Origin of the sequence: Bradyrhizobium sp. 153, assembly GCF_023073835.1 — a bacterium.
In the GTDB taxonomy this organism is placed as follows: Bacteria; Pseudomonadota; Alphaproteobacteria; order Rhizobiales; family Xanthobacteraceae; genus Bradyrhizobium.
The window spans coordinates 1-26416 of the sequence record NZ_JADPKH010000054.1; the positions used below are offsets into that span (position 1 = coordinate 1).

The window sequence follows — 26416 nt, forward strand, 5'->3', positions numbered from 1 at the left end:
CCCCAGCGCATCGCATAGCCATGCCACCGGCCAGATCGCCCGGTGCTTCGCGATGAAGACGAACTTCATGTCGCTTCCTTCGCGAAGAAGGCTGCGGCCTTTTTTAGGATATCCCGCTCGGCCTTCAACCTGGCGACCTCACGGCGCAACCGCTCGATCTCCTGCTGCTCCGGCTTCATCTGCCCGTGGCCGGGAAAGGCCTGCACCGGATCGGAGCCGAACTCTTTCACCCATTTGCGCAGAACGTTCTCATGAACATCCAGGTCGCGCCCGGCCTGCGCCACCGACACCCCACGCTCCCTAACCAGCTTGACCGCCTCGATCTTGAACTCGCGACTGAACTTCCGTCTCTTCATCGCCCACCTCCGGCTTCATGAAACACCTAATCTCGGTGTCCATCAAACCGGCAGCAGCTCAAGGCCATGTGCTCGCGTTGCAACCACACAAGAAGATACGGTGAGGTGCCGCCAAACAATGAGACGCCGAGCGCGTAACCGAGCGCTACGCCCGTGGTGCGCACGGCACGCGGCATCAGGGTGGTAGCGATGAAGTTATAGAGCGCCATGTTGAACCCCACGATGGCTCCGCCGAATACCGTGACAAGGAAGAACGTGGAGATGCCCTTCTCCGAATAAAGCAGCGTCAGGAAAAAGCATGGGATGAGCAGTAGGCGCAGCAGCGTGAACGCACGCGAGGGCCGCACCTTGTCAGCGAAGGCGCCAACAAGGGGGGCGGCCAACATCCAGATCAAGACCATCAGCGTCATAATTCCGTATACAGAGGTGCTATTCTCCTTGAACACCGTGTTCGCCATATTGGGCAGACCGGTGTTCCAGGCATAGTTGGCGATCTGCACCGATCCGATCACCAGGATGACCGCAAGCAGGGATAGCCGCACGCTCCGGAGCGTCTTCCACACACCGCCGGTGGTTTCCTGAATTCGCGACGACTCATCTTGGCGATGCATAACCCGATGGATCAAGGTCTCCGGTACCGACGTGCGCAGATAAATGACCAGTAGGCCCAGCACCCCGCCGACCGCAAAAGGTACGCGCCAGGCCCACTCGCGCATCGCTTCAGGGGCAACCGATGCGCTCACCAGAAACGCAACAAGGCTGGATCCAAGGTTGCCTAGCTGGATGAAAGTGCCACCGATCAGCCCCAGATAACGCCCCTCCTTTCCGGGCGGCGCCAGTTCAATTGCGATTGCATTGGCGACACCCGCCTCGGCTCCGGTAGCAAGCCCCTGAACAAGGCGCATGATAAGCAGCGCCACAGCCGCCGTGACGCCGATGTCCCGGTACGTCGGCAATAGAGAGATCAGCAGCGAGCAAACCGCCATCGCCGTCACCGAGATCATCATTACTCGCTTGTGGCTAATGCGATCTGCGACTGGGCCAAGCAAAGCCGCTCCCAGTGGCCGCGCGCAGAAGCCCGCCCCGTACACGGCTAGCCCCGCAAGCAGCGAGGTCGTGGGATCATCGGAAGGAAAGAAGTGCGGCGAGAGAAACGCCGCCATCACGCCGTAGACGTTCCAGTCGTACCACTCCAGCGCTACGCCCCCTCCGAGGCCGACGGTCATCCGTCTGTTCGCAATCTGATTATCAAGCTGAACAGATACGGCACTGGGTTGAGCAATAATGTTCATGTGTCCTCGAGCTCAGTCAATGGCGTTAATGATGCCGCGGTCAAGCAAGGACGAGCAGCCGCTCGCTGGCTCTACTGCGCGGAGTGCGGCGCTATCTAAGATAAACGCGACTTGAGCGGGCCGGCTCGTAGCGGTGAAGGCGCAGGCGCCAACGGGTACGCGGCATGCCGCCGATAAGGCCGTCTTGGTTCGCGATTTCGCAAGTCGTGCGGCCGCACGACCGGCTCTTGCATGACCTTAGTCAAAGAGATCGCGAGCGGCGATTCCGATCTGTGCAGCCGCCCAAGAGCAGACGCCACCGAACGCGCTGCGTACAAAACGCGCGCGAGCCCTGTCCCATTCCCATGGTTTCCATCCCTCCTGTTGCCAAAGCGCACTCGTGAAGAAGCTGTTGTTCTTGTTGGACGGCGCCGCGCTACTACGCCGTCATCTGGCTAAGAAAACATCGCAGTTCTGAAATCGATTTCATAAACGTAGGCGCTCTAGATTCCGGAGTCAAGCGCAGAAAGGGCCGCCGCTAAACCTTCTCCCAGTCTGACCAGCAATTTTTTCTTGAGCAGCCCGAAACTGCTCGAAGCCTGGTCAGTCGGATTGACTATAAAGAAAGCATGTTTTGCGTAGAAAACGATTTCAGTTTATAGGCTGCCTTTCTGACTTCTTTCAGGAGACACCCTCAATGACCGGCAAGCCCGATCTCATCCTCTCGACCTCTCCCAGGGCCCATGTGCGCGTTGTGACGCTGAACAGGACGTCGAAACGAAACGCCTTAAGCAACGACCTGATCGCACAGCTTGGCGCGAACTTGCGGCAGGCTGCGCTCAATGAGGATGTTCGTTGCGTCGTCCTTTGCGGGCACGAAGCCTTCTTCTCTGCCGGAGCCGATATTAAGGAGATGCAGCAGCGCGGGTTTGAGGCAATCGACAATCCCGCGAGACGTTCTGCGTGGCGGGACATCGCCAATTTTCCAAAGCCTCTTATCGCCGCGGTTGAGGGAATTTGCTTCGGTGGTGGTCACGAATTGGCCTTGCTCGCCGACATCGCCATAGCAGGCGAAGGAGCGCAGTTTGCACAGCCTGAAATCAGCATCGGGATTTTGCCAGGCGACGGCGCAACCCAGCGTCTGACGCGCGTGGCAGGCAAATCTCTGGCCATGCTGATGATACTGACTGGCCAATCGATTTCTGCCCGTGCGGCGATGCAGGCCGGCCTTGTCGCTGAAGTCGTCGAAAGCGGCCAGGCACAGGCGCGAGCGCTCGAGATCGCCGAACTGATCGCCCAAAAGCCGCCGCGTTCGACTGAGCTCGCCAAGGTGGCCGTTCTCGCCGCCTTTCAGACCACCCTGGACGCCGGGCTCGACTTCGAGCGCCAGGCAATTCGATGCGCATTCGACACTGCTGACCAGCAGGAAGGAATGAACGCGTTCTTCGAGAAGCGATCGCCAAAGTATCGTGGAAATTAGCCGTCGCGATCCCCAGCCCTCGCTGCTGCCGGCGCTCCACATGTGCCGGTACTGGCCCACGATGCACCCGATTAAGCACTCCTTCGGATCGACGAGGCCAACGCTGCGATCTAGAATTCTGTCGATGCCCATCCGGTTGGCCGCGCGCAAGGAGCACTCGCTGCCCCTCATTGCGGCTTTAAAACCGTGGTTTGAGAAGCAGCTTTCCATGATCTCCAGCGGCTCAACGCTCGCCGAGGACATCCGCTATGCGCTCAATCACTGGCAGGGGTTGACCCGCTTCCTCGAAGACGGGCGTCTCGAACTCGACACCAACCCGGTCGAGAACGCCATCCGGCCGGTCTGCCTAACCAGAAAAAATGCGCTCTTCGCGGGCCATGAAATCGGGGCAGAAAACTGGGCCATGCTGGCGTCGATAGTCGCTACCTGCAAGCTCAACAGCGTCAACCCGGCTGCCTACATCGCTGAAACACTCGAGGCGATCATCGACGGTCATCCCCATAGCAAGATCGATGATCTCATGCCGTGGCGATTCCGCAAAACGTCAAGCCAGCCTCAATAGGGTCACGGCTAAGCGCTTACGGTGTAGCGGGTTGCCCCGAGTTCGCTTCTTCATGGGTCGCCTTCGAGGGAGGTGAGTGATCACCACCGTCTGAGAGGAAGTCCGATGCGGCACCGAGGCCTCGATGAGGAACCCAAGGCTATATCGACCAATGGCGATGGACGGTTGAGCCAGGACGTTCCATCGGGAAATTCATGGGAGTCGTGTCAACACAATAATTGCGAGGCCGGTACCCATGAACTCCCGATGACCGCTACGCGCCAGCAGCGGCGTGAGCCTGAGATTGCGCATGATTGTTACTGGATACGAGTGGTAGCTAGCCCCGCCTTATTTGCGAAGAACTCGACGTCTGCCACACTAAGCAGGTAGGTGGGGTTTTGTCTGCGTTCCTTGTTTATATGTCGTTCTGACCAGTACTGCATATTGCCAAACCGCCATGGAAAGCCGGGCATTCGGTAGTTCGCAATAGCCAGTCGAGTGGCGTGTTCTATCGCCGCCGGGTCGATCTTGCTCGCGTCCATTAAGTCACGAAGTCGGCGGATATTGCGGCCAAACGATTTCTCTCTGGAGGCCTTCGACCGCGCTAGCTTCTTGGTTCCATCTTCGGACGGAGTAGATCCCATGTTGTTGCAAGTGAGATTCAAAGTCTGACGTGAGCAGCCGCACTGCGCCCAAATCTCATTTCTGTCGCGAGGAGGAATGCCACACGAAAGCCGGTCAACATCAAACCAATGACTCATATATTCTTGCCGCCTGGCAGCGCACATGGCTGGGCCTTTTCCCACCGGGAATGGCACGCCACACTCACTGTCATAGCTCACCGTTACTCTGATCCAAGTTAGCGCACTCGCCTGAGTGCAATTTTCGCCACAGAGAGCGAGCGTCTGCTGCGGATTATACTCCTGTAAACCGCATTTCGAGCTTCTCTCACTTACAAACAACGCCATGACGACGGGAGCGTAAGCATTTCTCATCGTGCTCTGATCGAGAGCGGAGATGCTGGTTCCACCAACCTTGTCACGCTGGCATCCGACGGGCCAAATTGTTTGCGTACCGAACGTAGTTTCATCGCAGGCAGATTTGCTAAACAAGCAATTGCCATAGTGCATGATTGAATCGTAGTCATAATCGCTAGCGGAAGTATACGCCATTGTTACAAAGTTCGACTCTGCTCCGGAGATCACGTTCCCAAAATTGATCTGCACAAAGCTATCGCGATTTGAGCGCTGATGCTCGTGGATCAAGCCAAGCGCATGCCCAATTTCGTGTATCAGTACGTATGGCACGCCCCAGTGAGCAACATGGACGCTGAGATTCTGAACCTTGCCAACCATGCCTACGAACGAGCAGCTAATAGCGACTGTCGTACTAGGAGGAAAGCACCCATCACCGGTATGTTCTCGAACTAAAACGTAGTTGACTTCGTTTGTCCTCAACCGGCAGATGATCGTAGTGTTAACGCTCCAGGCGTTGCATGCAGAGATAAACGCATTGCGTTTAGTAGGATCCGTTAGGGCGGCGTCAAAGGCATAGACCAAGATTCCATTTGGCCAAAGTGCGCCGCCTATGGCGCCAAGTGTCGTGTTGCCGGGCTGTTTTGCTTTAAAGATCATATCTCCAAAATGAACGTCATTGCCTACGCGAGCCAAATACTGCGGAGGAATGCCCTCTAGAGGATCGTGTCCGGAGGGTGGAATTTCGCCGCCACGTGTTGGCAGTGAGAATAACAGGCAAATGAAAAGTGCGACTAACCGAATTGCCCTGGTCTGCATCTGAAAATCCTTTATCTGAAAAGCGGAAATTTAGCATTCTATCATGCAACCATTACTTGTAAATGAGGCCACATTGATGCCAGCTATGGGTCGCGCGGTAACATCGCACGGCGGCAGCGGAAGTGCGCCTTCAGGTCGATGGCCGATCTTGGGTGAGACGTGCATTCCGCCATGGGGCATGGGAAGCGTCCCTCGCGGCCGGTGCTCAAAATGACCAGCCCGACACCGGGCGCGATTTGGAATCAGCAACGGCCCTTTTTGGGGCACGAGCGGTCAGGCGTCGTCCTCAATGCGCGAGCCAAGCGGGCCAACACGACAATCGCGCAATTGCGGGCGCCCCCGCTCGACCTGGCTGAGATATAACTCCGATCCAGCTCGCTTCTAAGGCCAGATACTCCTGGGACAGCCCGAGACCCTTGCGAGTCTTCCGCACGGTCACGGCCACCAGGTTTATGATGCCTGTCTCATCTTCCATCCCTGGCAGGCCAACATGAACGGACGACGTGTCGCCCCTCCTCCCCCCGCGAAGCACACGGATGGGTTGCCTCCAAATTAGATCAGTCCGAATAGTCCGAGGAAAGCCCACCTAGCGGTATCGGCGCTGCGATTTCAAACATGTCGAGAATTAGGCTCGCAATGGCCATTGGGAGCGCCATTGCTGCCCTGCCTCGTGCATGATTGAGGTAGAAGTTGCGGTGGGTAGAAAAAAGATAGTGGCTAACGGCTCCAAATATGAATGCAGCAGCAAACATCCCACCCACAAAGAACACCGCTGCTTGCCATGACAGAAAGGCCGCAGAAGTAGTAAATGCCGGTCGCGATCCAAAGCAGCGCGGCGGTCCGACCAGCAGCGTCTTTCTTATCCTGGGTGAGCGCTGTCGCTGGTCGCATTCATCTTTCCAACTCCCGGAGGGCTAGCCCACGGTGCGCCCCCGTAAGCAATTGCCTCTTGACCCCTGGTGATCGGGGAGTTGAAAAACCGAACAAGCCGGTCCCTACGACCTTTAGTTCGGGTGAACCTGGACATACGCCGCAGGCTCCCCGACCATAATGGTCAAGGATGCGATGCCTAGTCCGGCAGCACCAGCCACTTGTTCAGGGTTTCCACGCCCCGGAGCGACGCGTATCGCTCAACGAGAATTCTAGCGGATATGCCAGGGCTGTTGCAACTATCGGCATGTCGGCTAACCCGCTCTACCAAAACACAAAGCACGGGAGGTCTAGTGTACTGGGAGCGCCGTAGAGATGCTGATCCTCAATTTCGCCAAGCTTTGAGCTGCCTTAGTATCCGTCCGTCCTAGGGCAACCGTGCGAAGTCTCTACGTTCTGCCGGCTCGGATTTGGCACTGAACGAATGCCTCATTGGGGGCATCACTGGTGCGGCGCTTCGACCACCAGCTCTTGCCATCCGGCGAGATCCCTCCCCCATTTTGGACTGCACAACGGCAACCTAGCCGATCACGCACCCTGTCGCATCGAGAGTCGCCACTCGGCTGTTGCGCCTGCTTCGCAGAACGCGTTTGGTCCTGTAGGTTGCCCCCTGAAGAAGGCGCACTGGTCGATATATCTTTGGGTTTTGGCGAGTGCTCTCTGACTGATACGCCACTCGGGGCAGACGTTGGCTTGACCAATTGCCACACTGGATAGAGGTCGATGGTGGGCCTCTCAGTCGGGTGGTCGGGATTAAAGTTCAACAACCTGATCACGTTTTTTCCATCAAGCTTTACGGTGATCGTCTCGCGGGACTTTAGCGAAAAACTGTCTTTGTCAATGTACTCAGCAAACTGGGAATAACCTGCAGGTGTTTGCACCCAAGATAACTTCGAGGGTGGACCCCAGAGATAGAACCCAGTGGCTAGACCGGTCGCCGAAACATCAGTAATGATCAGCATCGCATGGCGGCCTTTGCCATTTCCCCAACCTTCCTTGCTGGACCACACGCCGACGAACTTCGAGTTCGCTCCCGCAGGATCCGACTTGCCGGCCGTGATAGCGAACTCCGGCATTTTCAGTTTCTGCTTGGCTCCTACTGCCGCTACCCGCTGACTGTCCTCGGGTGTGAATACACCGCGATCAGTTGTCGCTGCGCTCGCGGCCGCTGCCTGCTTCGGGGCGCCAGTGTCAGTGTTGAGTGCGGGCACGGTGGGCGCCGGAACAACTGGCGAGGCAGTGAGGCTGGCAGCCGGAGCATTCTGAATACTTACAGTTGGTCCTTTGAGATAGATCTCCTCCTTCGACAGAGACCCGTAGACAAAGGGCTGTTGCTCGCGTTTGGTCGAGGTCATGACATCGTCACGGACTCGACGAAACAGGAATGAAATCTCCAATCCAGGAGTCTCGATGTGCCGGAGAAGCGCAGCGGTGAATGGGCTGTTTCTGCCGTCGCCATCACTTGCGGTGGTCCCATCACGAGCGGCGTACGCGATGAGCACGTTGTCTGTCGGCTCCGTCGGCGCCAAGCCACGGGCTACAGCACGAGTGGCCAACGAACGCTTCATTTTTGCCTCAAAAGGATTGTTGCGGCAGGCGTCCAGAATGATCAATCCCAACTGCCGGGCCTTGCTAACCTGAAGATTAACGGACCTCAGGCTGACTGCTTCGCTGTCAACATCTGCGTCGCTTCTCAATTCTGCGTCCGTGGGAATTAACCAATTTTCTCCCCCAGCCTCCATTCCATGGCCAGCGTAGAAAACGACGGCCATCATCGAGCCTTCCGCAGCGCGGCCAAACTCTACGATTGCCTTCCGCATATCGGCAGCGGTCCCGTTGCTAACCTGGGTTACCTTAAAGTCTAGACGTTCCAAGGCACGCGCAACGTCGGCGGCATCTCGTGTCGGATTTCCGAGAAATTGATGCTAGTCAGATCACCATCGCCATGGCGCGGCTTGATGAAGCTCGCCTCGATGAACTTCAACCGCCCGTTCTTCAGGTCGGCCTGCAAAGCCCAGTATGCAGCCTCAGGCAGGTAAGCGGAGAACAATCCTCCATCCTTGCCAAGTCGCATGTTGAGTAAGAAGGGCCTTTCCGGAAAGGTCTGCCCCTTGCCAATGCGCGGCCAGTGCTTTTCGCCAGGATCATCAGCGCGACCATATTTGCGCGAGCACCTCAACCAGCAGGTCACCTCCTTCCCGAGGTGCTTGGGCACGTTGGGCGTCATTGCAACGATGTCGCAAAGCACATTAGTGATGGCTTCGTCCAAGACGCCTTCATCGTGCTTTCGCACATAGTAGCTCACAGCGACCGATTTCACGGTGGCGAGCAGCGTGTGCTGAGGCTCTGGCAGCGGTTTGCGCTTGCGCTTTCGTCCCTTTTTCATCACGCCGTCGCCCTCTCCGTCTGATGGATGACACTGACTATAGACGATGGCATAGAAGCCGATGATCAGCGCGGACATATGAGAACGGCCCGGACACGACTACGGATCGGGAGGGAGTGAGACCTGCGATCACCCCGAATACGTACTGAACCTACCGTGCTTCAAGCCGCGAGTGTATCCGCGCGAAACCTGCTCTTCCATCTCGCGTTCTAAGAACTCGTTCGCTATCAACAGCGCCTTGACAGCCTCGCGTGCGTCACCGCCGCAGGCCGCAATGGCCTGATCGGCAGCGGCTTCTAGTATTTGTGCATCCGATTGGAGTGTTGGGGCGGTGGTGGCAGGCATTCCTCTATCTCCCGCAATACTCTTTGCAAGAGTTCTCATTTTGTTCTAATCGAGTCAAGGTAACAAGAGAGCGAAAATGCGCGTTTTGGCAGTCATCCTTATAGGATTACAGTTGGGCTTTGCTTCAGCTGCCGGTGCAGGCCCTCTCGAGGAAGCGACAGCAGCAGAGCGCCGCGACGATTGTCAAACTGCAGTTAAACTATATCAGGAGCTTGCGACGCAGGGCGTTGCACGCGCGTTCTCGCGATTAGGTTACTTCAGTAGTATTGGATATTGTGCAAAGCGGGATTGGCGCGAGGCTGCGAATTGGTACAGCAAAGCCGCCGACGCCGGGGATCAGGAGGCTGTCGCTTCGCTGAGCCATATCGGGCGCAACTAGCGGTTTATGAATCGGGGGCAGCCCCTGCCCTCCGAGGTGTATGCCGAGATTGAGAAGGCTGCAAAGAGGGGAAGCGCTGTTGCTCAATATAGTCTCGGCGTCATGAACTACCCTATTGGCGATGCAGGCTTCGACGCGACAAGACCTACACCAGGTGTCACGGGGAATTTGGCTGAAGCTATTACCTGGTTCCAGAGGGCCGCGGATCAAGGTGATTCCGACTCATTAGTAACGTTAGCGACTGCGTATGCAGAGGGAATTGGCGTTGCGCAAGATTACGTCGAAGCGCACAAGCTGCTGAACGTCGCGGCTCCTAGAGTGAAATATGCCGACATACGCAACGACATCATAAAACGACGGGATGAGCTGGCTACAAGAATGACGACAGCTCAGATCGCCGAAGCGCAGAAGCTTGCCCGGGAATGGAAGCCGATCCGTTGAGAGCAGCAAGCCTGACGGTATTGCTGGCGCTTACCGTGTTCTCTCACGACGTTAGCGCCAACGCACTGATCATTGGACAAGCAAGCATCATAGATGGAGATACACTCGAAGTCCGCGGCATGCGCATTCGCCTTTGGGGCATCGATGCCCCTGAAAGTTCGCAGCTCTGCCGTGGCGAGAACAGCTTGCCCTATCGCTGCGGAGCGAAGTCAGCTAACGAGCTCGATAGGTTTATTGCGGGCAGGCCGATTAGCTGCAAACCCGTAAGCCATGATGTGTATGGTCGTACAGTTGCAACGTGTTCAGTTGGCGCGTTGGACTTGGGAGACTGGCTCGTCCGGGGCGGGCTCGCATTCGATTGGCCTCATTATTCCAAAGGCAAATACGATGGCGCACAACGCGAGGCCGAACGCGCCCGGCGGGGAGTATGGGCGGGCAGCTACGTGGCGCCTTGGCGATATCGCGCTTGCATTAATGAAGGTCGTAAGTCGGATAGTTGCTCTGAGCGAGCCGAATAAGCATCTGCGGCCGCGGGATGCAATATTGTAACGCCTTAGAAGCAAGAGCCTAAAGTAGGCTTGGCAAGGCGAGTGGGACTTGCGATACAACTCTTCAGATTGCAAGCTTTTCATCGAGTCGGATCGCGGTTTGGGGAGGTTAGAATTGACCGATTTGGGCGAGATAAAGAAAATTGTCGCCAAGAGCGTTTGGGCGCATGAGGAGATCGACTTCACCCCCTGGTTGGCGCGAGAAGAGAACATTGCGAAGCTAGGCAAGGAGATTGGACTGGAGTTGCAAGTCGAAAGAGTTGAGGTCCCGGTAGGTCCTTATTGGGCAGACATACTCGCCCGAGAACTTCAAGGCGGCTATGTCGTCATCGAAAACCAGTTCGGCAAAACCGATCACGATCATCTAGGAAAAGTTCTTACATATGCAGCGACTCTCGGGGCGAGCGCGGTCGTTTGGATTGCAGAGCGATTTACGGATGAGCATCGGAAGGCGATCGAGTGGCTCAACGAGCATACAAGCGTCGATCTTAATCTCTACGCTGTAGAGGTTGAGCTTTGGCAAATCGATGCGTCGAAACCTGCGGTGCGCTTCAATGTACTCAGCAAGCCGACAAATATTGCACGCCAGGCAAACGTCGCAAAGTCCACTGCGCCATTCAGCGACGCTCGGAAATTGCAACTGGAATTTTGGACCGAGTTTAGCAAGAAGCTGTTGGAAAGAAAGGTGCTCCAGTCTACCCAGACGCCACAAGCACAGTACTGGTTCAATGTACCGCTTGGCAAAGCCAACATATATCTGTCGAACATTGCGAACACAGCCGACGGCCGCATCGGCGTGCGAGTTTACCTCGGAAAGAAAGTTGCTGAAGCTGCTCTGCCCCAGCTGCTTGTTCATCGTTCCGCCGTCGAAGCCGAGATCGGCCATAAATTGCAGTGGAATCCAAATCCCGAGAATGATGACAAGATCATCTCGCTTTCTCGCGAGGCAGACCTTTATGAACGGGAGAAGTGGCCGGAGTACATCGACTGGCTAGTTAATGAGGTCGACAAGTTTAGGAAAGCCTTCGGCCCCCGAGTAAGAAATCTGAACCTGGCCCAGGAGATCGAGGTCGGCCAAGCCGATGCTCAGCCCTCCGTCTAGGATTTGAACGACATGGGAACGTCAGTAAAGGCTTCACTGTTTCTTGCGATTGCGGCACTCGTGATCTCGGTTGTGTGGCTCGGGGCGGCAGTGGTCCGGCTCGAAAATTATCGCTACGCCAACTTTATTGGCGCCTGTTCGCAGTTCAATATCAAGGATGCTCGGGAGCGAATCGACCGTGAGGCGTGCCTTGATAGTGCGGAAACCCGTGCGAATTGGGCTTGGCACCTCGCTTACGGTCTGAAGATTTTGTGAGGTGGTGGATGGTGGCGTCAGCAGCTTTCCCCGGAAATCGGCACGCGCGGCCAAAGTAGAATCCAAGAGGATGAATGGTCCAAGAACCGCTTCAATTGTTGACTGACCTGTATGACATCCGTGATGCTTTCTCGGTTTGGCGAAATGCTATGGAGCAGCACGGCGAGAGGCTTGCTAGCGTTTGGCGGCTTTCGATTGGGAAGATCTACTTCCGCAGAAATGGCAATGATAACAAACTCGGCTTGGATCCTACTGGTGATCATTGGACTGTCGAGCTGAACGAGCCCGAGCAAGGAACAGAAAATCCTTTGTCTGGCGTGGCGCGAGATTCAGCCGGGCAACGTTATCTACTTAGGCAAGGCACGCTGCACAAGAATGCCCAATCTGCTCGCATTGAGAGCCCTGATTTCGAAGAACGAACTGGCCTTAGGCCCGCTACAGTAACGATAGAAGGCAAACCAGCAAAACGGGCGTGGTTCATAGTGACGGCGCTTGACCGCCCAGCAGCGGAAATCTGTCAGAACACGGCGGCATTTGTACTTCGGTGTGGCATCGCAAGGAGCCCCGACGCGGCGGCGACGGCAAAGCAGGACGATAAGCGCCTTGTCGAATTATTCGGTCCGCCGGAGAAAGGCGGCAAGATCGCGGGGCAACCTACGGTTAGTCGCGAGGAGCGATGGCGCATCCATGGCGAGGTCTGGCAGAAGCTGAAGGGCCTCTTCGACGCGGATGGGCGTGAACTGGTCAAACCCCTGCACGCATACGGCTACGAAGTCGATGGTGTAGTCGAAGCCCAAGCTGGGAAGCTGCTGCTTGAGATTAAGACCGGTGTCGCGGCAGCAGACGTTTATGAGGGCATAGGTCAGCTAACCCTCTATCCGAGGTTGTTGCCGAGGCTTTCCGGGCACCGCCGAATTCTGCTCCTTCCCGGCTCACCTAGCATCCCGCTCGTTGCAGCCGTCCGAGAATGCGGGGTTGAGCTTCATTGCTACAGCTTCCAGAGGGACGGCGAAAAGGTAGATGTCTGCTTCTCTCCGCAGTTTCTCAAACTATGTGATCTCGGCCTCTAGTAGTGCCACCCATTGCGAGCTGATGCGATCGGTTCGGCGAGCGGCTTGATGGACGATCCTTTTGTCATAGGGCGCCCAACGCTCTGCTGGGTGTTGGATGGGCCAGAAAATTTCAGGGGCAAGTCGCGTTTCCGGATACGTAGCTCAGAGTTAAAGCGAGTCGTTCTCCGACCTCGGGAAACTCAATCGCCGCCGTCCCACCCTCGGCACAACGTAAACTGATCCGCCGTACACCAACATTGTCGATTGAGAGAGGTGGGAGACATGCGCCGGTTAACGCTCGCATTGCTTCACCGCCACTCTCGACCTGCTTGCTGACGAACGTCGAGAGGAGCTTTCCGCATCGATACCAAACTTCAAGCGATGCCCCATCGGGCCGCCTACAGATTCGAATGTCGAGATTCTCGACGGGATTTGGAGGCTGAAGCCTGTCAATTTTGCTGGCGCAAGCAGCAGCCATGACGGGAGCAGCATCCTTTATCGACATGTTTGGTCTGAGCCCAAAGACCTCCCAATCCTTCCCAGAAGCCCCTTGGACAGCCAGCAGAGACAATGAGAGGGTGAGCAACTTGATTGGTCGCATGTCAACTCTGGGTCGGCTTAGCGGTGGCGCTCGACATGGCGGGCACCGAAGTTTGCCGTTGGGGGCAGGCGTTGGGGTCGGCGTTGGGGTACGTCAGCTACCCAGTGCAAAACTCTTCAACGATTTCACGCAGTTGCCTACGTTAGGGGAGATTGGCTGGGGAACCTGGATTCGAACCAAGACAAACAGCGTCAAAACCTGTTACTCGTCCCCATAATCAAGACATGGCAAAAAACTCGGTCGCGTTCTCGCAAAGGATCCTGACCGCCAATCGTTCGGCGTTGCGGGATCGAAAGTAACCGCTCGCAATTTTCTCGTCCAGAACTTCGCCAACCAATTGGCGCGCGCTTTGAATCGCCGCGAACGTCTCCTCAACGTGGAGGCAATCTCCCCCGAGCATCAATCGCGATTCATCCGGCAAGACTTCAATGGCCTCGTGCAGCGCGAGCTTGAAATGGGATGGGCTCAACAGAAAAGACCAACACAAATCTAACCAAACATTTCGGTACACAAACGCCATTCCCAATAAATCCCGGCTCCAGGGATAGGCCAAATGCATCAGCAGAAAGCGGGTCCGAGGATGACGCTCAATCAAGGGCGCAATCCGCAAGGGATGTGAACCGCTTATGATCGCGGTCCCGAGGTGAGTTTGAACGGGTAGATCCGCCGCGGCTGCGAGTTGACAGAACAAGTCGACAACAAAGTCGCTGAAAGCCTTGCGCGCTCCAGGGGACGGCGACATTTGCCCCCACGCCTGCCGAGCCAGCTCTTCGTTCGGTTCATCAAAGCTTAGATCCCGGTCATAGGCGAGTGCGTTCTTGAGCGCAATTTGATTGCGCCCGGCGCATCCGGCTACGAGTTCGCGGATCGCGGCGCAATAATCGTCGAAGGTTTTCACCTCCATGCCGAGACGTCCAAGCAACGTATGTCCGGAATTTCCATTGTGATCGCGAGATTCAGCATGCCAGCCTAAGGCAAATGCGTTGATGCGCAGGACGGCGTCGTATCTTTCGCCAAGGGCCGGGCGCGGGTCGAGCAATGGGTCGAGAAAAGGGTCCGTTACGATCCTCTTGATGGCGGCGCGCCCAATGACTTCGATTGGCCATTTCGGATCCTTGTGGCGTAAGCGTACTGAAGCGTCTACCGCCTCCCAGTTTTCACGCGTAATTCCGTTGTCACCAACGCCATAAAGGTCAGCAATTCCACCCACGAGGTTACGGACGAATGCGTTTGAGCCGCTCTTCTCCAAGAATGGCCCAAGGGCCTCCCAAGTGGTCGGCTCAGTTGCAGCAGATATCATACTGCTAGTCGCCTTAGGTTCGGATGGCAGGACATAGTTTGTCCAAGCCGCATAGCTCTGTTGAAACAGTTTCAGCAGGTTTACGTCGCGGCTGAGGGCGACCTCGGGCATGTGATGTTCATGCACGTCGACGACTTCGCAAGCATTAACAAATTGGTTAATTCCATCAGACATTGTCCGTCCCGCACAGTCGTTGTATGGAGTCGATGAAGCCGCTTCTCCGCCCACGCGATGAGAGCCGGGGCGATGCTCCTATGGCGCCAGATACACCAAAAGACGGGGGGCGCCGCGCAACTGCTGCGATGGCCCCGACAGCGCGACGCGGCCGCGATCGAGCACATACGTATGATCCGCTACGCGCATTGCGAGATCGAGGTGTTGCTCGACGATGATGACGGCGATGTCCCTGGCAAGCTCGCTCAAGCGCTCGGTGATCTCCTCGATAACGCCGATCCAGACACCCTCGGTCGGCTCATCTAGCAACAGCAGCTTTGGGTTTCCCAGCATCGCGCGCGCGATCGCCAGCATCTTGCGCTCGCCGCCGGACAGCGTTCCGGCCGGCTGATCCAGGCGCTGGCCGAGTTTCGGAAACATTCCCATTACCCGATCTACGGCCGATGCATCGCGGTGGAAAACCGATCCGACCGCGAGATTGTCGCGCACCGAGAGGCGCGCAAACACTGAATGCTCCTGCGGCACGTAGCCAATGCCGGCGCGCACCCGCTCGTCGGTCCGGCAACGCTTGATGTCGCGGCCATCGAATTGCACCTCGCCCTTCCAGATCGGCAGCTCGCCGACGATGGCCTTCATGAGCGTGCTTTTTCCAGCGCCGTTGCGACCGAGGATAGCCACACCACCGCGCAAGGGAATGGCGATATTGACGCCAAACAGGACCTGGCTGCGTCTATAGCCAGCGTCGAGATACTTGATATCGAGGAATTCAGGCACGGCGCAGATAAATCTCCTGGACGTTTTTGTTGGTCTGGATTTGCGCAACCGTACCTGACGCCAGGACCTTGCCCTGATCGAGCACCGTCAGGCGGTCGCAAATGTCGCGGATGAAATCCAGGTCGTGTTCGACGATGATAAGCGAGCAATGCTGTTTAATCGGCTGCAGCAATTCGCCGGTGACGCGACGCTCCTCAAGACTCATGCCGCCGGTCGGCTCGTCCAAGAGCAGAAGGCGCGGATGGCCTGCGAGCGCCATCGCGATCTCCAGCCATTGCTGCTGGCCGTGCGATAACGCAGCCGCAGCATCAAAGGCTCGATCGGCAAGGCGGAATTGGCCAAGCATCATCATGACCTTATCGTGCAGTCGTCCTCGAGTACGCGAGAACACCAGATCGAGCAGCGAGGATTGGGCCTGCAGCGCGAGCAGGATGTTGTCGTACAACGTCAGCGCCGGTAGTACGGAGGTGATCTGGAATTTCAGACTCATACCCGCCCTTGCACGCTCTGTCGGTGTGAACGCGGTGATGTCGGTGTTGGCGAAACTCACCTTTCCTTGTGTCGGTACTTCCGCCCCGGCCAGGCACTTCATCAACGTGCTTTTGCCGGAGCCGTTCGGGCCGATGAGGCCATGAAACTCGTTTTCGTCAACTGTGAGCGCGGCACCGTCCAGCGCGGTGAGCTTGCCGAAGACCTTGGATATTCCGGCGGCTTCAAGAAGCGGCATTACGTATCTCTTTCGGGCTCGGGCCGAAGGTACCGACACGCTCCCGCTCACCGAGCACCAGGCTGATCAGGCCGAGCGGCCGGAACAGGATGACGAGCAGTAGCAAGCCGCCGAGAATGATCGGCCAGATGTCGCGATAGTTGTCGGAGAGCCAGAAACTGAGGCCCTCGACGATTGCGGTGCCGATCACGGCACCAATCAATGTCCCAGAGCCGCCGAACAGGACGTAGAGCACGACCTGGGTCGACATCACGACCCCCAGCATGGTGGTCCAGACGAAGCCCTCATGGAACGCATAAAGGCTTCCGGCAATGCCTGCGATCGCGCCACCTATTGCGAAAATGATTGCTTTCAGGTGTTGAACTTTGTAGCCGAAGAATGCGATGCGCTGTTCGTTCTCCCGCAATCCCGCCAGCGCAAGCCCGAACTGCGAGCGCAACAGAAAGCGCGACGATAGGTAAACCAGTATCAGAATGACCAGCGCCAAGTAATAGAAAGCCGGTCCCTCGCTCAGTGCATACGATCCGATGCTCATCGATTGGATCGAAGGGATTCCGTTCTGACCACCAAGGTAATAAGAACCGCCCGCCAGCCGGTCGGCTGCGTAAGCTCCGGTCATGGTGCCGAGCGAGACGAAGACGATGCTGGAGGCGTGGCGGCCGAGCAGCAGGAAACCGGCCAGCAGCAACGCAGCAACGAAGCCGATCAGAGTACCGAGCGGAATTACGGCAAAGATCGACGCCACGTTGAAATCCCGTGAAAGCAGTGCCACGCCATAGCCGGCCATGCCGAAGAACAACGATTGCCCTAAGCTCAAGATCCCGGCATAGCCCCACACCAAGTCGAACGACAATGCGAAGAGGCACAGAATAAGCACCCGCGTCGCATAGACCGTGATGTAGTCCTGCAGCAGCAACGGCGCGACCGCGGCGATGATCAGCACCGCCACTTCAATAACTGGAAGCACCCCTTGGCGGCCGGCGTTTGCAGACGCACTGATAGTGAGGGTCTGCGACGCTTCGATCACGCAGGACGCTGCACGGGTTCCGGTGCTGGTCGACGATACCTGAGACATTCAGCACTCCTTCGGGTCGACCAGGCCGGCGCTACGGGCTACGATCTCGTATTGGCCGCCCTTCGCCACACCGATGTACATGTTCATCTTGCAGTGGCGCTTGCCGGGCACCATCTCCGCCGGCCCGCCCGGACCTTCCTCGATCTTGGCGTGATCCAGGGCAGCAGCTACCGCGCCCCGGTCAATCGTGCCAGCTTCCTTTACCGCAGCTTCCCACAGCTTCAGTCCTCGATAAGTGCCAGTGGCGGCGCTGCCTGCCGAGAACCGGAACTTGGCAGGAAACTGTTCGTCGTACGCCGCCTGAATCTTGGCGCTCACCGGGTCCTCGGATGTCAAAGCCTTGTAGTAGTCAAGGCTGCTTGCGAGACCTTCAATCTCATTGGCCTGGTTCATTACAAGTGTGTTCTCGTCATAGTAGACGCAGCCCAGCCGCCCGCCGTTCTTGGAGAAGCCCGCTCCATAGAGCTGCTTGAAGAAAGGGCTGACGCCGGGAGGGACGATGGTGTTGAACACCACGTCCACCTTGTTGGAGATGATGCGGCTCACCGTGGAGGAGAAATCGATCTGGTCGAGCGGATAGTACTCCTCGAAGATCACCTCGCCGCCATTGCTCTCGATCACCTTGCGCGCATAGGCATTGATCGTTTGCGGCCAGATATAGTTGGAGCTCGGCATCGCGAAACGTTTGCCGCCATTCTTGATCAACCAGGGAATGAACTGGTCGCAATTCTGAGCCGGTACCGGCCCGGTGCAGAACAGATTGGGCATGCACTCTTTGCCCTCGTAGCCCTCCGGATAGATGTAGAGCGTCTTGCCACGAGAGATGATGACGTCCTTTATGGCATTGCGCATCGAGCTTGAAATGCCTCCGAGCACCAGGTCGACCTTGTCTCGCTGGATCAACTTGCGGACGTTGCCGACTGCGACCGACTCGTTGGAGGCCGTGTCCTCGATAAGGAGCTCGATCGGACGCCCCAGTAGACCGCCTTTGTCATTGATCTCCTTGACGATCATGCGAGCGACATTAGCGTCGGTATTGCCGGCAAAGCCGAGTGAACCCGTAAGATCAGTGGCGATACCGACTCTGATCGGGCCTTCCGCGGCGTTGGCCCAGGCCGGGCGGATCACCCAGCTGCCCGGGCTGATTGCAATAGCGGCAGAGGCGAAGGCGAAATTGCGAAGAAAACGGCGGCGGCTGAGTTGTTGGCTGGCGTTGATCATCAGTTAAACCCCTCTTCCCGAGACCAGGCCTTGCGGCCGGACCTTAATGAAAATGATGGCGAGCACGAAAACCAGAACGTCGGCGATCACCGGCGACACCAGCCAGGGCAGCGCGGCACTGAACGTGCCGATTACGCTGGCGCCGGCGACAGGGCCGGCAAAGGACCCGACCCCGCCTACCATCACGGCGACGAACCCTTGAATAAGGAAGCGGATGCCTAGATCGGCGAACAGCGAAAAGACCGGTACGATCAGCGCGCCGGCCAGACCCGCGAGTGCCGCACCAAACGCAAAGGTCACGCTGTAAATCATGCCGGTGGAGATGCCTGAGGCCCGCGCCAGCGACGGGTTCTCCAGCGAGGCGCGGACCCGCAGGCCTAAGGAGGTGTAGGCGATCAGCGCATAGCTGGCGGCCATCACGAGCACGGTCATGACAACGATCACGCAGCGCCAAGTGGCGAAATGCAGCGTGCCGATGGTGATGGACCCACCGACCGGCTCCGGCACCGAGAGATATAGGCCGCCAGTCAGGCCGCGCACGATCTCGCGAATAATTAACCCGAGCGCGTAGGTGCCGAGCATGGCGACGATCGGCGCCGCGTAGAACCGTCGCACCACGAGTCTTTCCAATGCGAGCCCGAGCGCGCCGACCGCAATAGGCGCGGCGAGCATGCCTAGCGCGACCGGCAAACCGATGCTGTGCACGAGATAGGTGATGTAGGCACCGAGCAGGACGAACTCGCCCTGTGCGAAGTTGAAGATGCCCATCATGCTGGCAATGATTCCGAGACCGAGCACGACCAGCACCACGATGGCGCCGAAGCTCAAGACTTCGAACGCGGCGATAAACAGCGTATCCATGTCGCTACGTCACATTCCTCGGACTTGCGAGCGCATCCTCCGGTCCAGATTGATCGATGGCGTGAGCTGCGGTTGGCATGCAAAGGGCTGGTGACACGAGGCGCTCCTGAAAGGTTTCATCCCGGCACCTGGAGGTGCGGCCGATGGTGCGTTTCTTAAGATGGCTCGCCGATCGACGTTTTATTCACGATATGCAGGGCGAGTTCGCCTAGCAGGAACGCAACGCAATCTGAGTAATGTGGGGTAATGCGGCATTGGTAAGCGGCATTGTGCTTGCGGTAGCGGAGCTCTCGACGAGCAAGCAACTGTCGCCATATCACCTACGTAGTGTGCGTGCTGCAAGATGGCTCAGTCATTGAGGTGGTCGACAACGTGCCGATGCTGGAGCAATTTTGCGCGGGGTGCCTGGCGCGACGCCTGGTCGCCGCAAGGTCGCCGAGCCTGACTGCTTCATTGTTTGGTGCCGAGCTCAAGCGCAAGCATGTGACCTTCGGGTTGCAGGCGCGCCCGTCCTTGCCCCAAAATGATTGAAAGACAGCGGAAAATGGCCTCCCAGGCTCAGCCTACGACAAGAAAGTCGCAAGGACGTTTCTGAAGACAACACGTTTGTGCTGGCCTCGCCGAACCGCCTACAACAGTCTCGGTGTGGGCACGACGCAGCTCTACGACAAAACCGAGAGCTACAATCATAAGCGCCACAGGGAGTTTGAGCTCAGCAACCGCGAGTTTGCTTTTCGCATGAGGCAACGCTTCCCGAAGTCACTGACGAAGGAGTTCCTGCTCGTAGATCTCGTCAACAACGTCGATCAGCTTGCCGAGGCCTAGGATGAAGTGCTCAAGCGCCGCGGCGGAGCGAGCCGCCGAGTCCGACCAGAAGCGTTTGCGTCGTGCGGTGAGCGCATACGGAAGTGAACGCGCCAAGAAGTTCTTTGAAGGTTCGCTGAGGGGCAACGAACTACATGCCGCGTGATTTCCTCCACAAACATCCGCAGTTGGCGGATCTGATTCGGATTGTGGCGGACGGAGGGCATTGCTCCGGCCCTGGTTGAAAAGGACTACTGGATCATGCACTGCCTTTATGGCTTGACGAACTTGGCTTCACATTTCAGCTCAAAGGCGGGACTCGCTTTCGAAGGGTCACAAGATCATCGCCCCTCTTTCGGAAGACAGCGACATCCTGATCGGACTCCCTGGCCAGGATGTGAACGTCGGCAAGAACCAGAAGCCTAGGCAGCCGTCACCGCTTTCGTAGCCGCGTCCACGTTCTTACTCAACTGCTGCGGCGAATGAAGCGTTTTAGTTTGGTGTTGTTAGAGATCGTGGCTCACTGCGGAATAACAAAGCGCGAGATGATATGCAGCCCAGACGAGCTTTGGATATCCCAAAGAGTTGCGTCTGTTCTAACGCCGAGAGTGCCACCTCGCTCAGAGATGAGTTCTGTATGACGGGCGTCTGAAAGCGTCGTTCAGAGCGATCTCTGCTTGCCACTGATGTCCGGATCATATCTTTCGCGACCCCAGCGAATACATGCCGCCACGCACCTGAACTTCACCGTCAAGCTCTAGAAGCCGCAGCCTTTTGCCCCTGATGAGCCGACAGCAGGATGCTGTTCACGGCGCGGTATGCGAAGACGATGGCCGGACCGATCGTGATGCCTGCTCCCGGATAGATCCCACGCATTGGCGAGGTCATGTCATTGCCGCAAGCATAGAGACCCATGATCGGCCTGCCATTTTCGTCCAGGACCTTGCCGTCAGTATCAGTTGCCAATCCAGTCGCTGTTCCGAGCGTTGCCGGCACGATCGGCAGCGCGACAAATGGCGCGTTTCTGATTGCTCCAAGATTTGGATTTTTCATTCCCACGGCAGGATCGCCCTGCGTGCGGTTGAAAACCGATTCGCCACGTTTGAAAAGCGGATCGCGCCCCTCGGCGGCGTGGGCGTTATGTTCCTCGATCGTCTTTTGAAGCTCAGCAGGGTCTAGCCCCAACCGGTTCGCAAGCTCTTCAATCGTTTTCCCCACCTTGATGTATCCGAGGCGTGCATATTTGTCGATGCTCAAGGTCCAGGGCCAGGGGAGCAAATGTCCCATGCCTCTTAAGCGGACGAAGTCGTGATCGCAGATGAAGTAGAATCGCTTGTCTGCCGGATATCCACCTTTGAAAATTGCCAGGCAGATGTCGTGGTACGAATTGGATTCATTGACGAAGCGCTTGCCATTTGGCCCCACAGCAATGACGCCCGGGCGGCCACGGTCGAGCCAGCCGTACGGGACAATTTGCGAGCAGCTGCCGCTCTTCAGGATCGACACGGGCGTCCAGAAGCCGGCAGAGGCCACATCATTGTCAATTGCAGCTCCGCGCCTGGTCGCAAGCCTAATGCCATCTCCCGTGGCATCGGGATGGGCCAGCGTGTCGTCATGCTGGTGAGTGCCACTTAGCTCGGCTCTCAATTGCGCGTTATGAGCAAAACCGCCCGTTGCCAGGATCACCGCATGCGAGGCGCACACGCGAACCTCAGAATCGATCAGCTTGACGACTGCCCCCGTGACGCGCCCCTCTTCCAAGATGAGGTCTATAACAGGCGAGGCCGGCCAAATCTCTACCTCGTATTTGCGCAGGCTCGCGAGCAACCGCGCGATCAAGGCATTGCCTCCGCTGAGCTCGGTGCCACGCCTGTAACTTAGGCGGTCCCTTACGTAGCGGCTGAGGCGACGCAAGACATGCTTGAGCGAAGCAAACGATTGGAACGGGTTCAGAAAGCTTCTCACCTCGCCGGACGAGATCATCATCCCGCCGAGCACAACACGAATAGGGTCGCCTATCAGATCAAAATCGCTGCCTAGAAGCCTTCCATCATAGGGTGCAGGGCTGAGCGCCCGGCCCTTGTCAAGCCCGCCGACCTGGCTCGAGTGATAATCGGGCACAGACGCCAGCGTGAACTTGACCTCTGTCCCGTTCTCAAGTGCTGTGAGCGCAGTTGGACCGTCCTCAAGATAGGCCTCAACAAAGCCTGCCCGATAATGGATGCCAAGTTCATGCTGCAGGTAGGTCTTTGCTTTCGCAAGCGAGTCATCGATTTCAGCAGACCGCGCGTGGGGCGAACAAGGAACCCAGATCATGCCGTTCGACAGCGCCGTGGTGCCGCCGATTCGCGGAGATTTTTCACATACCGTAACTCGCAATCCGGCCTTTGCCGCATAGAGCGCCGCTGATAGCCCGGCCGCACCGCTACCGACCACGAGTACATCGGTCTCCCAATCATGATCCAGCCTGTTCCCTCGGGGGAATGTGATTGTCTTATCGTTGCCTGATCGGCCGATCGGCTTATCCATTCCAGCCTCGCTGCAAGATTTCCGATGAACGTCAGTGATGTCGCGGGAGCGGGACAGCTTTGAATTCCCCTGCCGCGGCCTTCACCGCCCGTTCGATGGGAATTCTTTCGATGGAGGAGGCGCCAACGAAGCCGATACACTGAGTCGACCGGTAGACCTCGATCGTGTCCTGCGGCTCGGCGATCGCCCCGCCATGACAAAGCAGGATGACATCGGAGCGAACGGTTCGTGCCGCCGTGTTGATGTCGTTAATGCGCCTGATCGCCTCTTGAATTGACTGCCCATCCTCATGGCCCATGAGCCCGCCACGGGTTGCCCCGACATGGGGGACGATGCAGTCGGCACCTGCACTCGTCATGGCTTTGGCGTCTTCGGCGCGTGCGACATAGGCCAGCGAGAAGATGTTCTTCTTGCGGGCAGTCGCAATCATCTCGACCTCTCGGTCGAAGCCGAGCCCAACGCGGCCTCGGCGCTCACGCCATTTTTCACCCATGGTGGAGATGGTCGGATAGTTGATGACGCCGGAGAAGCCGGCCGCCCAGAACTTGTCGAGAAGCGCGTCAAGGTCGAGCCGGAGAGGATCCCACGCCTCGACGCCGCCCACGACAGGCACGGAAGAGACGACATTGCGGATTTCGGCCGCAAGCTCGAGCGTGCGCGCGTTGGAATCGCCGATTCGGCTCGTGGGAAGCCCCATAAGGCGCGACAGCCCGGTGCTGTAGACCACCAGCATGTCGGCCCCTCCGAGGACGGCACATTTCGCGACCAGGCCGCAGCTGCTTCCGGCCGCAAGGACCGCTTTTCGTTCTTCGATCTGGCTTGCGATCCTGGACAGGATTTCATTGCGCTCAAACATTCGCATTACAATCAGCCTCCGTGCCCAATTGTTTGAGGATCCAGCTCGCGGCGGCCTCGGCAAATTCGGGATCGTTGATGTGGCAGTTCAGTTCGCGGACCGCGATCTTCGGGGCAAGATTGTCCTTCAGCGCGTCGAGCCAAGCCCTGTCGGCCTCGGGATTGGAAAAAATGCCGCCTTCGCGGTCGTAATCGGAAACGCCATTCGCGGGCCAAAGGACGATGGTAGGCCCCTCTGCCCGCGACAGCCGCTCGGCCGTGAGCCGGCCGATGCTCGCGTTCTCGGAAGGCGTTGTGCGCATGAGCGTTGTGTAGGCCGTATGGGAGTAGAACTGGCGGCCGCGAAATTGATCAGGAATGCTCGAGCGCGGACCAAAATTGACCATATCGACCGCGCCAGGTGCGATCACTTGCGGGATCAATTGCTGCGACGCTGCTTTGAGCCGATCGGGTCCAGCGCTGGCGGCCCCCCCAAAGAGTTCGTCAGCGAGCTCTGTTGTGGTCAGATCAATGACTGCGTCGAATTCACCGGCCGCGATCAGCTGCTCCATTTTGCGCCCGCCGGCCCCGTTGGCAGGAAAGACAATCGCGTCTACCCCGGCCTCGGCAAGGCGCGCCATGCACTGATTTGCCGCGGGCGTCGTTACGCCGAAGGCTGTGATCGCGACAATCTTTCTTTTGTGCGCACCTTGAGCGGGCGCATAGTGCATGGCTGCAATGGCTCGCCCTGCATTCTGCAGCACCCGATCGGTAAAGGCATTGATTCCGAAAAGATCGACGAGCGTCGGATAGAGGATGATGTCGTTGTGGATCGCCAATTCTGCGAGCAGGGCTGGCCTTGCGCTGCTGACCAGCAACTTGGGAAAGCCATAAGGCAAATCGGATACGATCTCCCCGAAAGCCGCGCTACCTTTTCCACCTGCAACGCCAACGATCGCACTGATCGCGCCTGATTGCAGGAGGCCAGCAACCTTCTTGCGCGTGCTTGCGGCTATCTCTTTCAAGAGTTCGGCAGGCGAAGAGACGCGAGCACTGTCAGCATCCTGTTTGTCCCCGGCAATCAAGTTGGATGTACCGATGTCGATCAGGAGGATCTTGCGGCCGCACGCTTTGATGGTACCTGCAAGGTAAGACGCTTCGGCGCCCTTAGTATCCAGGGTCGCCACGATCGCGACCGCGCCCGCCAGCTCGGACGGGTTACCGTCCCGGATCGACCCCTGGTCGTCCGTGCAATGGTGAGACACGATCTTCCTCCCGGACCATTCTTAACAACAGGTGGTCTAGACCGGGCTGAAACCGCTCATAAGATGAGTAAAAGGGGCAATTGGGTAAGATTGGGTAGAGGCGGTGAAAGCGCTTGCCACCCACTTGTCAGCCTGCGCTTCTGCTCAAGATCGCGCGGGGCAGCCAGTCCCGTCGGTGATGACCATGACCGACATGTTGATGACGATGTACTGCCGCCGATGGTGATGATCGAGAAGAACCATGATCGATCCGACTACACCGCTGCCCCATCCTTCAGCGCATGGGCTTTTGTCTGCGGCGTCAAGAATTCGGCGAAGGTATTGGCCACATCCTCCAGCGGTCCGGGATCGACCGCGACCGTGGTGAATGCTGCCCATTGATCCTTTGCCGGCGTCCTCGGTGGAAGCCGGGGTCCGGCACATCGGGGCGCATCGAGGCACTCGGACTTGCGCCGTTCGAAAGTCGCCTTGATTGGCGCGCCAGCAGTCCTCCTCGAATTTATGTAAGCGGATCAAGATCCGGACGACATAGACGTATTTCAAGGGGCTGTTGGCGAAGCCTAGCGCGTTGAGGGCTTTTTTTCGCTATAACAGTCTCTCAGGTAGGAGCGCAGCTTGGGTGCGGGAAAATCTAGGAGCAACGGCAGATCGGCTCCTTCACGCCGGGCTCGACCGCGTCGCCACTCGCGATGTCGATCATGGCGCGAACGCGCGCGTTGTCGACCGTGGCATGACTCCTGAGGAAAGCGCGCGCTCTGCCGCCAGCCTTGCAAGGCCCCGCAGCACGCATCGCCGCGAGATGGTCCGCGAGCCCCGGCGGGGACTTGGGGATGTCTTCTTTATGCAGAACGTAGCAACGCGAGTTTCGGCGCGAGGACTTCCCGGCGCTCGACATGATATGCCGCCAACGCAAGGGAACCGCGACGTAACGCTCACCTGCCTACACGCGGATGACGCCGCAAACATGAGGATCACACGAAACCACTCGTCCGCAAGTTCGATCAGTTGCCGCATCACGTCGCGATCCGGCGGGATGATTCGCCGCGCGGCTTGCGATGGCTTCGACGTCCTTGACGGCCTTGAAGGCGAAAAGATCCTGGTACATTGTGACCGCGCCGATCCGATGACACTGCCGAACGGCTAAAAAATGCCGCTGCTGGATCTCTCCAACAGCGGCTCAAGTTCTAGGGAGAAAGCAGACGACCGGTCTGCCAGCGGATCCCGTCGCATTCGGTAAGAAGTCGGCTAAACGTTCGGCGCCACGTTGTCCCGTCGGGCTTCGGTTCTCTTCGGAACTAGCCTGCCAAATATTTCGGCATTGACACGTGTTCGTTGAAAAGGACTTCACCCTTCCCGAATTGCCAACAACAGT

At 57.6% G+C, this 26416-nt stretch carries 25 protein-coding genes and 1 pseudogene; 11 read left to right on the forward strand and 15 right to left on the reverse strand.

The genetic code is table 11. The features are described from left to right. Together IVA91_RS14270 and IVA91_RS14275 are read right to left on the reverse strand one after the other, a co-directional pair. Window positions 1–356, reverse strand: a pseudogene (locus tag IVA91_RS14270) (transposase); the annotation flags it as partial. A gap of 26 nt (window positions 357–382) precedes the next feature. After that, window positions 383–1648 (reverse strand): MFS transporter, encoded by a 1266-nt coding sequence (locus IVA91_RS14275; protein WP_247458829.1) that lies wholly within the window; start codon window positions 1646–1648, stop codon window positions 383–385. Window positions 1649–2324: 676 nt separating this feature from the next. On the opposite strand from IVA91_RS14275, the gene IVA91_RS14280 reads away from it, so the two are divergent. Both IVA91_RS14280 and IVA91_RS14285 read left to right on the forward strand, forming a co-directional pair. After that, window positions 2325–3107 (forward strand): enoyl-CoA hydratase-related protein, encoded by a 783-nt coding sequence (locus IVA91_RS14280; RefSeq protein WP_247458830.1) that lies wholly within the window; start codon window positions 2325–2327, stop codon window positions 3105–3107. Window positions 3108–3231: 124 nt separating this feature from the next. Next, on the forward strand, window positions 3232–3669 hold the full coding sequence (locus IVA91_RS14285; protein ID WP_247458831.1) for a transposase: 438 nt from the start codon (window positions 3232–3234) through the stop codon (window positions 3667–3669). 296 nt (window positions 3670–3965) lie between these two features. On the opposite strand, the gene IVA91_RS14290 is transcribed toward IVA91_RS14285, so the two are convergent. The 4 genes from IVA91_RS14290 to IVA91_RS14305 all read right to left on the reverse strand — a co-directional run bounded on the left by IVA91_RS14290 (window position 3966) and on the right by IVA91_RS14305 (window position 9102). Next, complete coding sequence (locus tag IVA91_RS14290) at window positions 3966–5441, reverse strand: M12 family metallopeptidase (RefSeq protein WP_247458832.1); 1476 nt, start codon at window positions 5439–5441, stop codon at window positions 3966–3968. 1319 nt (window positions 5442–6760) lie between these two features. Further along, entirely contained in the window at window positions 6761–8245 is a 1485-nt protein-coding gene (locus IVA91_RS14295; protein ID WP_247458833.1) for a caspase family protein, read from the reverse strand. Continuing rightward, window positions 8233–8835, reverse strand: a complete 603-nt coding sequence (locus tag IVA91_RS14300; RefSeq protein WP_247458834.1) for a hypothetical protein — start codon at window positions 8833–8835, stop codon at window positions 8233–8235. Before IVA91_RS14300 ends, IVA91_RS14295 begins: the two co-directional genes overlap by 13 nt. 51 nt (window positions 8836–8886) lie before the next feature. Next, the gene (locus IVA91_RS14305) at window positions 8887–9102 is read right to left on the reverse strand and encodes a hypothetical protein (RefSeq protein WP_247458835.1); all 216 of its coding nucleotides are present in this window, start codon (window positions 9100–9102) and stop codon (window positions 8887–8889) included. A gap of 76 nt (window positions 9103–9178) precedes the next feature. Between IVA91_RS14305 and IVA91_RS14310 the strand changes: the two genes are divergently transcribed. From IVA91_RS14310 to IVA91_RS14335, 6 genes are all read left to right on the forward strand, one after another. Further along, complete coding sequence (locus IVA91_RS14310) at window positions 9179–9481, forward strand: hypothetical protein (protein ID WP_247458836.1); 303 nt, start codon at window positions 9179–9181, stop codon at window positions 9479–9481. A gap of 36 nt (window positions 9482–9517) precedes the next feature. After that, the gene (locus IVA91_RS14315; RefSeq protein WP_247458837.1) at window positions 9518–9922 is read left to right on the forward strand and encodes a sel1 repeat family protein; all 405 of its coding nucleotides are present in this window, start codon (window positions 9518–9520) and stop codon (window positions 9920–9922) included. 119 nt (window positions 9923–10041) lie between these two features. Then, window positions 10042–10440 carry a thermonuclease family protein gene (locus tag IVA91_RS14320; protein ID WP_346015487.1) on the forward strand — a complete coding sequence of 133 codons (399 nt, stop codon included), beginning with the start codon at window positions 10042–10044 and terminating at the stop codon, window positions 10438–10440. Window positions 10441–10585: 145 nt separating this feature from the next. Further along, window positions 10586–11572, forward strand: a complete 987-nt coding sequence (locus IVA91_RS14325; RefSeq protein WP_247458838.1) for a DUF4268 domain-containing protein — start codon at window positions 10586–10588, stop codon at window positions 11570–11572. A 12-nt stretch (window positions 11573–11584) separates the two neighbouring features. Further along, complete coding sequence (locus tag IVA91_RS14330) at window positions 11585–11827, forward strand: hypothetical protein (protein ID WP_247458839.1); 243 nt, start codon at window positions 11585–11587, stop codon at window positions 11825–11827. Window positions 11828–11901: 74 nt separating this feature from the next. Next, window positions 11902–12897, forward strand: a complete 996-nt coding sequence (locus tag IVA91_RS14335) for a hypothetical protein (RefSeq protein ID WP_247458840.1) — start codon at window positions 11902–11904, stop codon at window positions 12895–12897. 800 nt (window positions 12898–13697) lie between these two features. Here IVA91_RS14335 and IVA91_RS14340 read toward each other — a convergent pair. The 6 genes from IVA91_RS14340 to IVA91_RS14365 form a co-directional block, all read right to left on the reverse strand. Beyond that, on the reverse strand, window positions 13698–14954 hold the full coding sequence (locus tag IVA91_RS14340) for an amidohydrolase family protein (RefSeq protein WP_247458841.1): 1257 nt from the start codon (window positions 14952–14954) through the stop codon (window positions 13698–13700). Window positions 14955–15032: 78 nt separating this feature from the next. Next, window positions 15033–15728, reverse strand: a complete 696-nt coding sequence (locus tag IVA91_RS14345; RefSeq protein ID WP_247458842.1) for an ABC transporter ATP-binding protein — start codon at window positions 15726–15728, stop codon at window positions 15033–15035. Next, window positions 15721–16455 (reverse strand): ABC transporter ATP-binding protein, encoded by a 735-nt coding sequence (locus tag IVA91_RS14350; protein WP_247458843.1) that lies wholly within the window; start codon window positions 16453–16455, stop codon window positions 15721–15723. Before IVA91_RS14350 ends, IVA91_RS14345 begins: the two co-directional genes overlap by 8 nt. After that, window positions 16442–17530, reverse strand: coding sequence for a branched-chain amino acid ABC transporter permease (locus IVA91_RS14355; RefSeq protein WP_247458844.1), 1089 nt, complete (start codon window positions 17528–17530; stop codon window positions 16442–16444). The genes IVA91_RS14350 and IVA91_RS14355 overlap by 14 nt, the downstream gene beginning before the upstream one ends. Beyond that, window positions 17531–18751, reverse strand: a complete 1221-nt coding sequence (locus IVA91_RS14360; RefSeq protein WP_247458845.1) for a substrate-binding protein — start codon at window positions 18749–18751, stop codon at window positions 17531–17533. A 3-nt stretch (window positions 18752–18754) separates the two neighbouring features. Continuing rightward, on the reverse strand, window positions 18755–19612 hold the full coding sequence (locus IVA91_RS14365; protein ID WP_247458846.1) for a branched-chain amino acid ABC transporter permease: 858 nt from the start codon (window positions 19610–19612) through the stop codon (window positions 18755–18757). A gap of 333 nt (window positions 19613–19945) precedes the next feature. Between IVA91_RS14365 and IVA91_RS14370 the strand changes: the two genes are divergently transcribed. Both IVA91_RS14370 and IVA91_RS14375 read left to right on the forward strand, forming a co-directional pair. Continuing rightward, the gene (locus tag IVA91_RS14370) at window positions 19946–20143 is read left to right on the forward strand and encodes a hypothetical protein (protein WP_247458847.1); all 198 of its coding nucleotides are present in this window, start codon (window positions 19946–19948) and stop codon (window positions 20141–20143) included. Between the two features lie 114 nt (window positions 20144–20257). Further along, the gene (locus IVA91_RS14375) at window positions 20258–20437 is read left to right on the forward strand and encodes a hypothetical protein (RefSeq protein ID WP_247458848.1); all 180 of its coding nucleotides are present in this window, start codon (window positions 20258–20260) and stop codon (window positions 20435–20437) included. 729 nt (window positions 20438–21166) lie between these two features. Here IVA91_RS14375 and IVA91_RS14380 read toward each other — a convergent pair. Genes IVA91_RS14380 through IVA91_RS14390 form a run of 3 tightly spaced genes read right to left on the reverse strand, consistent with a single transcriptional unit; the run spans window position 21167 to window position 25044 of the window. Continuing rightward, entirely contained in the window at window positions 21167–22945 is a 1779-nt protein-coding gene (locus tag IVA91_RS14380; RefSeq protein WP_247458849.1) for an FAD-dependent oxidoreductase, read from the reverse strand. A 31-nt stretch (window positions 22946–22976) separates the two neighbouring features. After that, window positions 22977–23807 (reverse strand): phosphoenolpyruvate hydrolase family protein, encoded by an 831-nt coding sequence (locus tag IVA91_RS14385; protein ID WP_247335164.1) that lies wholly within the window; start codon window positions 23805–23807, stop codon window positions 22977–22979. After that, a complete protein-coding gene (locus IVA91_RS14390) occupies window positions 23794–25044 on the reverse strand; it encodes a Tm-1-like ATP-binding domain-containing protein (protein ID WP_247458850.1) in 1251 nt (416 codons plus the stop codon). Before IVA91_RS14390 ends, IVA91_RS14385 begins: the two co-directional genes overlap by 14 nt. A gap of 219 nt (window positions 25045–25263) precedes the next feature. On the opposite strand from IVA91_RS14390, the gene IVA91_RS14395 reads away from it, so the two are divergent. Continuing rightward, window positions 25264–25425, forward strand: a complete 162-nt coding sequence (locus IVA91_RS14395) for a hypothetical protein (protein ID WP_247301015.1) — start codon at window positions 25264–25266, stop codon at window positions 25423–25425. Window positions 25426–26416: the final 991 nt, after the last annotated feature.

What these genes read in the sequence shown, in the direction of transcription:
- IVA91_RS14305 (WP_247458835.1), bottom strand. Translation starts at nt 9,102, where the DNA reads ATGCCTGCCACCACCGCCCCAACACTCCAATCGGATGCACAAATACTA.
- IVA91_RS14365 (WP_247458846.1), bottom strand. Translation starts at nt 19,612, where the DNA reads ATGGATACGCTGTTTATCGCCGCGTTCGAAGTCTTGAGCTTCGGCGCC.
- IVA91_RS14385 (WP_247335164.1), bottom strand. Translation starts at nt 23,807, where the DNA reads ATGCGAATGTTTGAGCGCAATGAAATCCTGTCCAGGATCGCAAGCCAG.
- IVA91_RS14380 (WP_247458849.1), bottom strand. Translation starts at nt 22,945, where the DNA reads ATGGATAAGCCGATCGGCCGATCAGGCAACGATAAGACAATCACATTC.
- IVA91_RS14355 (WP_247458844.1), bottom strand. Translation starts at nt 17,530, where the DNA reads ATGTCTCAGGTATCGTCGACCAGCACCGGAACCCGTGCAGCGTCCTGC.
- IVA91_RS14350 (WP_247458843.1), bottom strand. Translation starts at nt 16,455, where the DNA reads ATGCCGCTTCTTGAAGCCGCCGGAATATCCAAGGTCTTCGGCAAGCTC.
- IVA91_RS14275 (WP_247458829.1), bottom strand. Translation starts at nt 1,648, where the DNA reads ATGAACATTATTGCTCAACCCAGTGCCGTATCTGTTCAGCTTGATAAT.
- IVA91_RS14340 (WP_247458841.1), bottom strand. Translation starts at nt 14,954, where the DNA reads ATGTCTGATGGAATTAACCAATTTGTTAATGCTTGCGAAGTCGTCGAC.
- IVA91_RS14290 (WP_247458832.1), bottom strand. Translation starts at nt 5,441, where the DNA reads ATGCAGACCAGGGCAATTCGGTTAGTCGCACTTTTCATTTGCCTGTTA.
- IVA91_RS14330 (WP_247458839.1), top strand. Translation starts at nt 11,585, where the DNA reads ATGGGAACGTCAGTAAAGGCTTCACTGTTTCTTGCGATTGCGGCACTC.
- IVA91_RS14395 (WP_247301015.1), top strand. Translation starts at nt 25,264, where the DNA reads ATGGTGATGATCGAGAAGAACCATGATCGATCCGACTACACCGCTGCC.
- IVA91_RS14320 (WP_346015487.1), top strand. Translation starts at nt 10,042, where the DNA reads ATGCGCATTCGCCTTTGGGGCATCGATGCCCCTGAAAGTTCGCAGCTC.
- IVA91_RS14335 (WP_247458840.1), top strand. Translation starts at nt 11,902, where the DNA reads ATGGTCCAAGAACCGCTTCAATTGTTGACTGACCTGTATGACATCCGT.
- IVA91_RS14300 (WP_247458834.1), bottom strand. Translation starts at nt 8,835, where the DNA reads ATGTCCGCGCTGATCATCGGCTTCTATGCCATCGTCTATAGTCAGTGT.
- IVA91_RS14310 (WP_247458836.1), top strand. Translation starts at nt 9,179, where the DNA reads ATGCGCGTTTTGGCAGTCATCCTTATAGGATTACAGTTGGGCTTTGCT.
- IVA91_RS14280 (WP_247458830.1), top strand. Translation starts at nt 2,325, where the DNA reads ATGACCGGCAAGCCCGATCTCATCCTCTCGACCTCTCCCAGGGCCCAT.
- IVA91_RS14360 (WP_247458845.1), bottom strand. Translation starts at nt 18,751, where the DNA reads ATGATCAACGCCAGCCAACAACTCAGCCGCCGCCGTTTTCTTCGCAAT.
- IVA91_RS14285 (WP_247458831.1), top strand. Translation starts at nt 3,232, where the DNA reads ATGCCCATCCGGTTGGCCGCGCGCAAGGAGCACTCGCTGCCCCTCATT.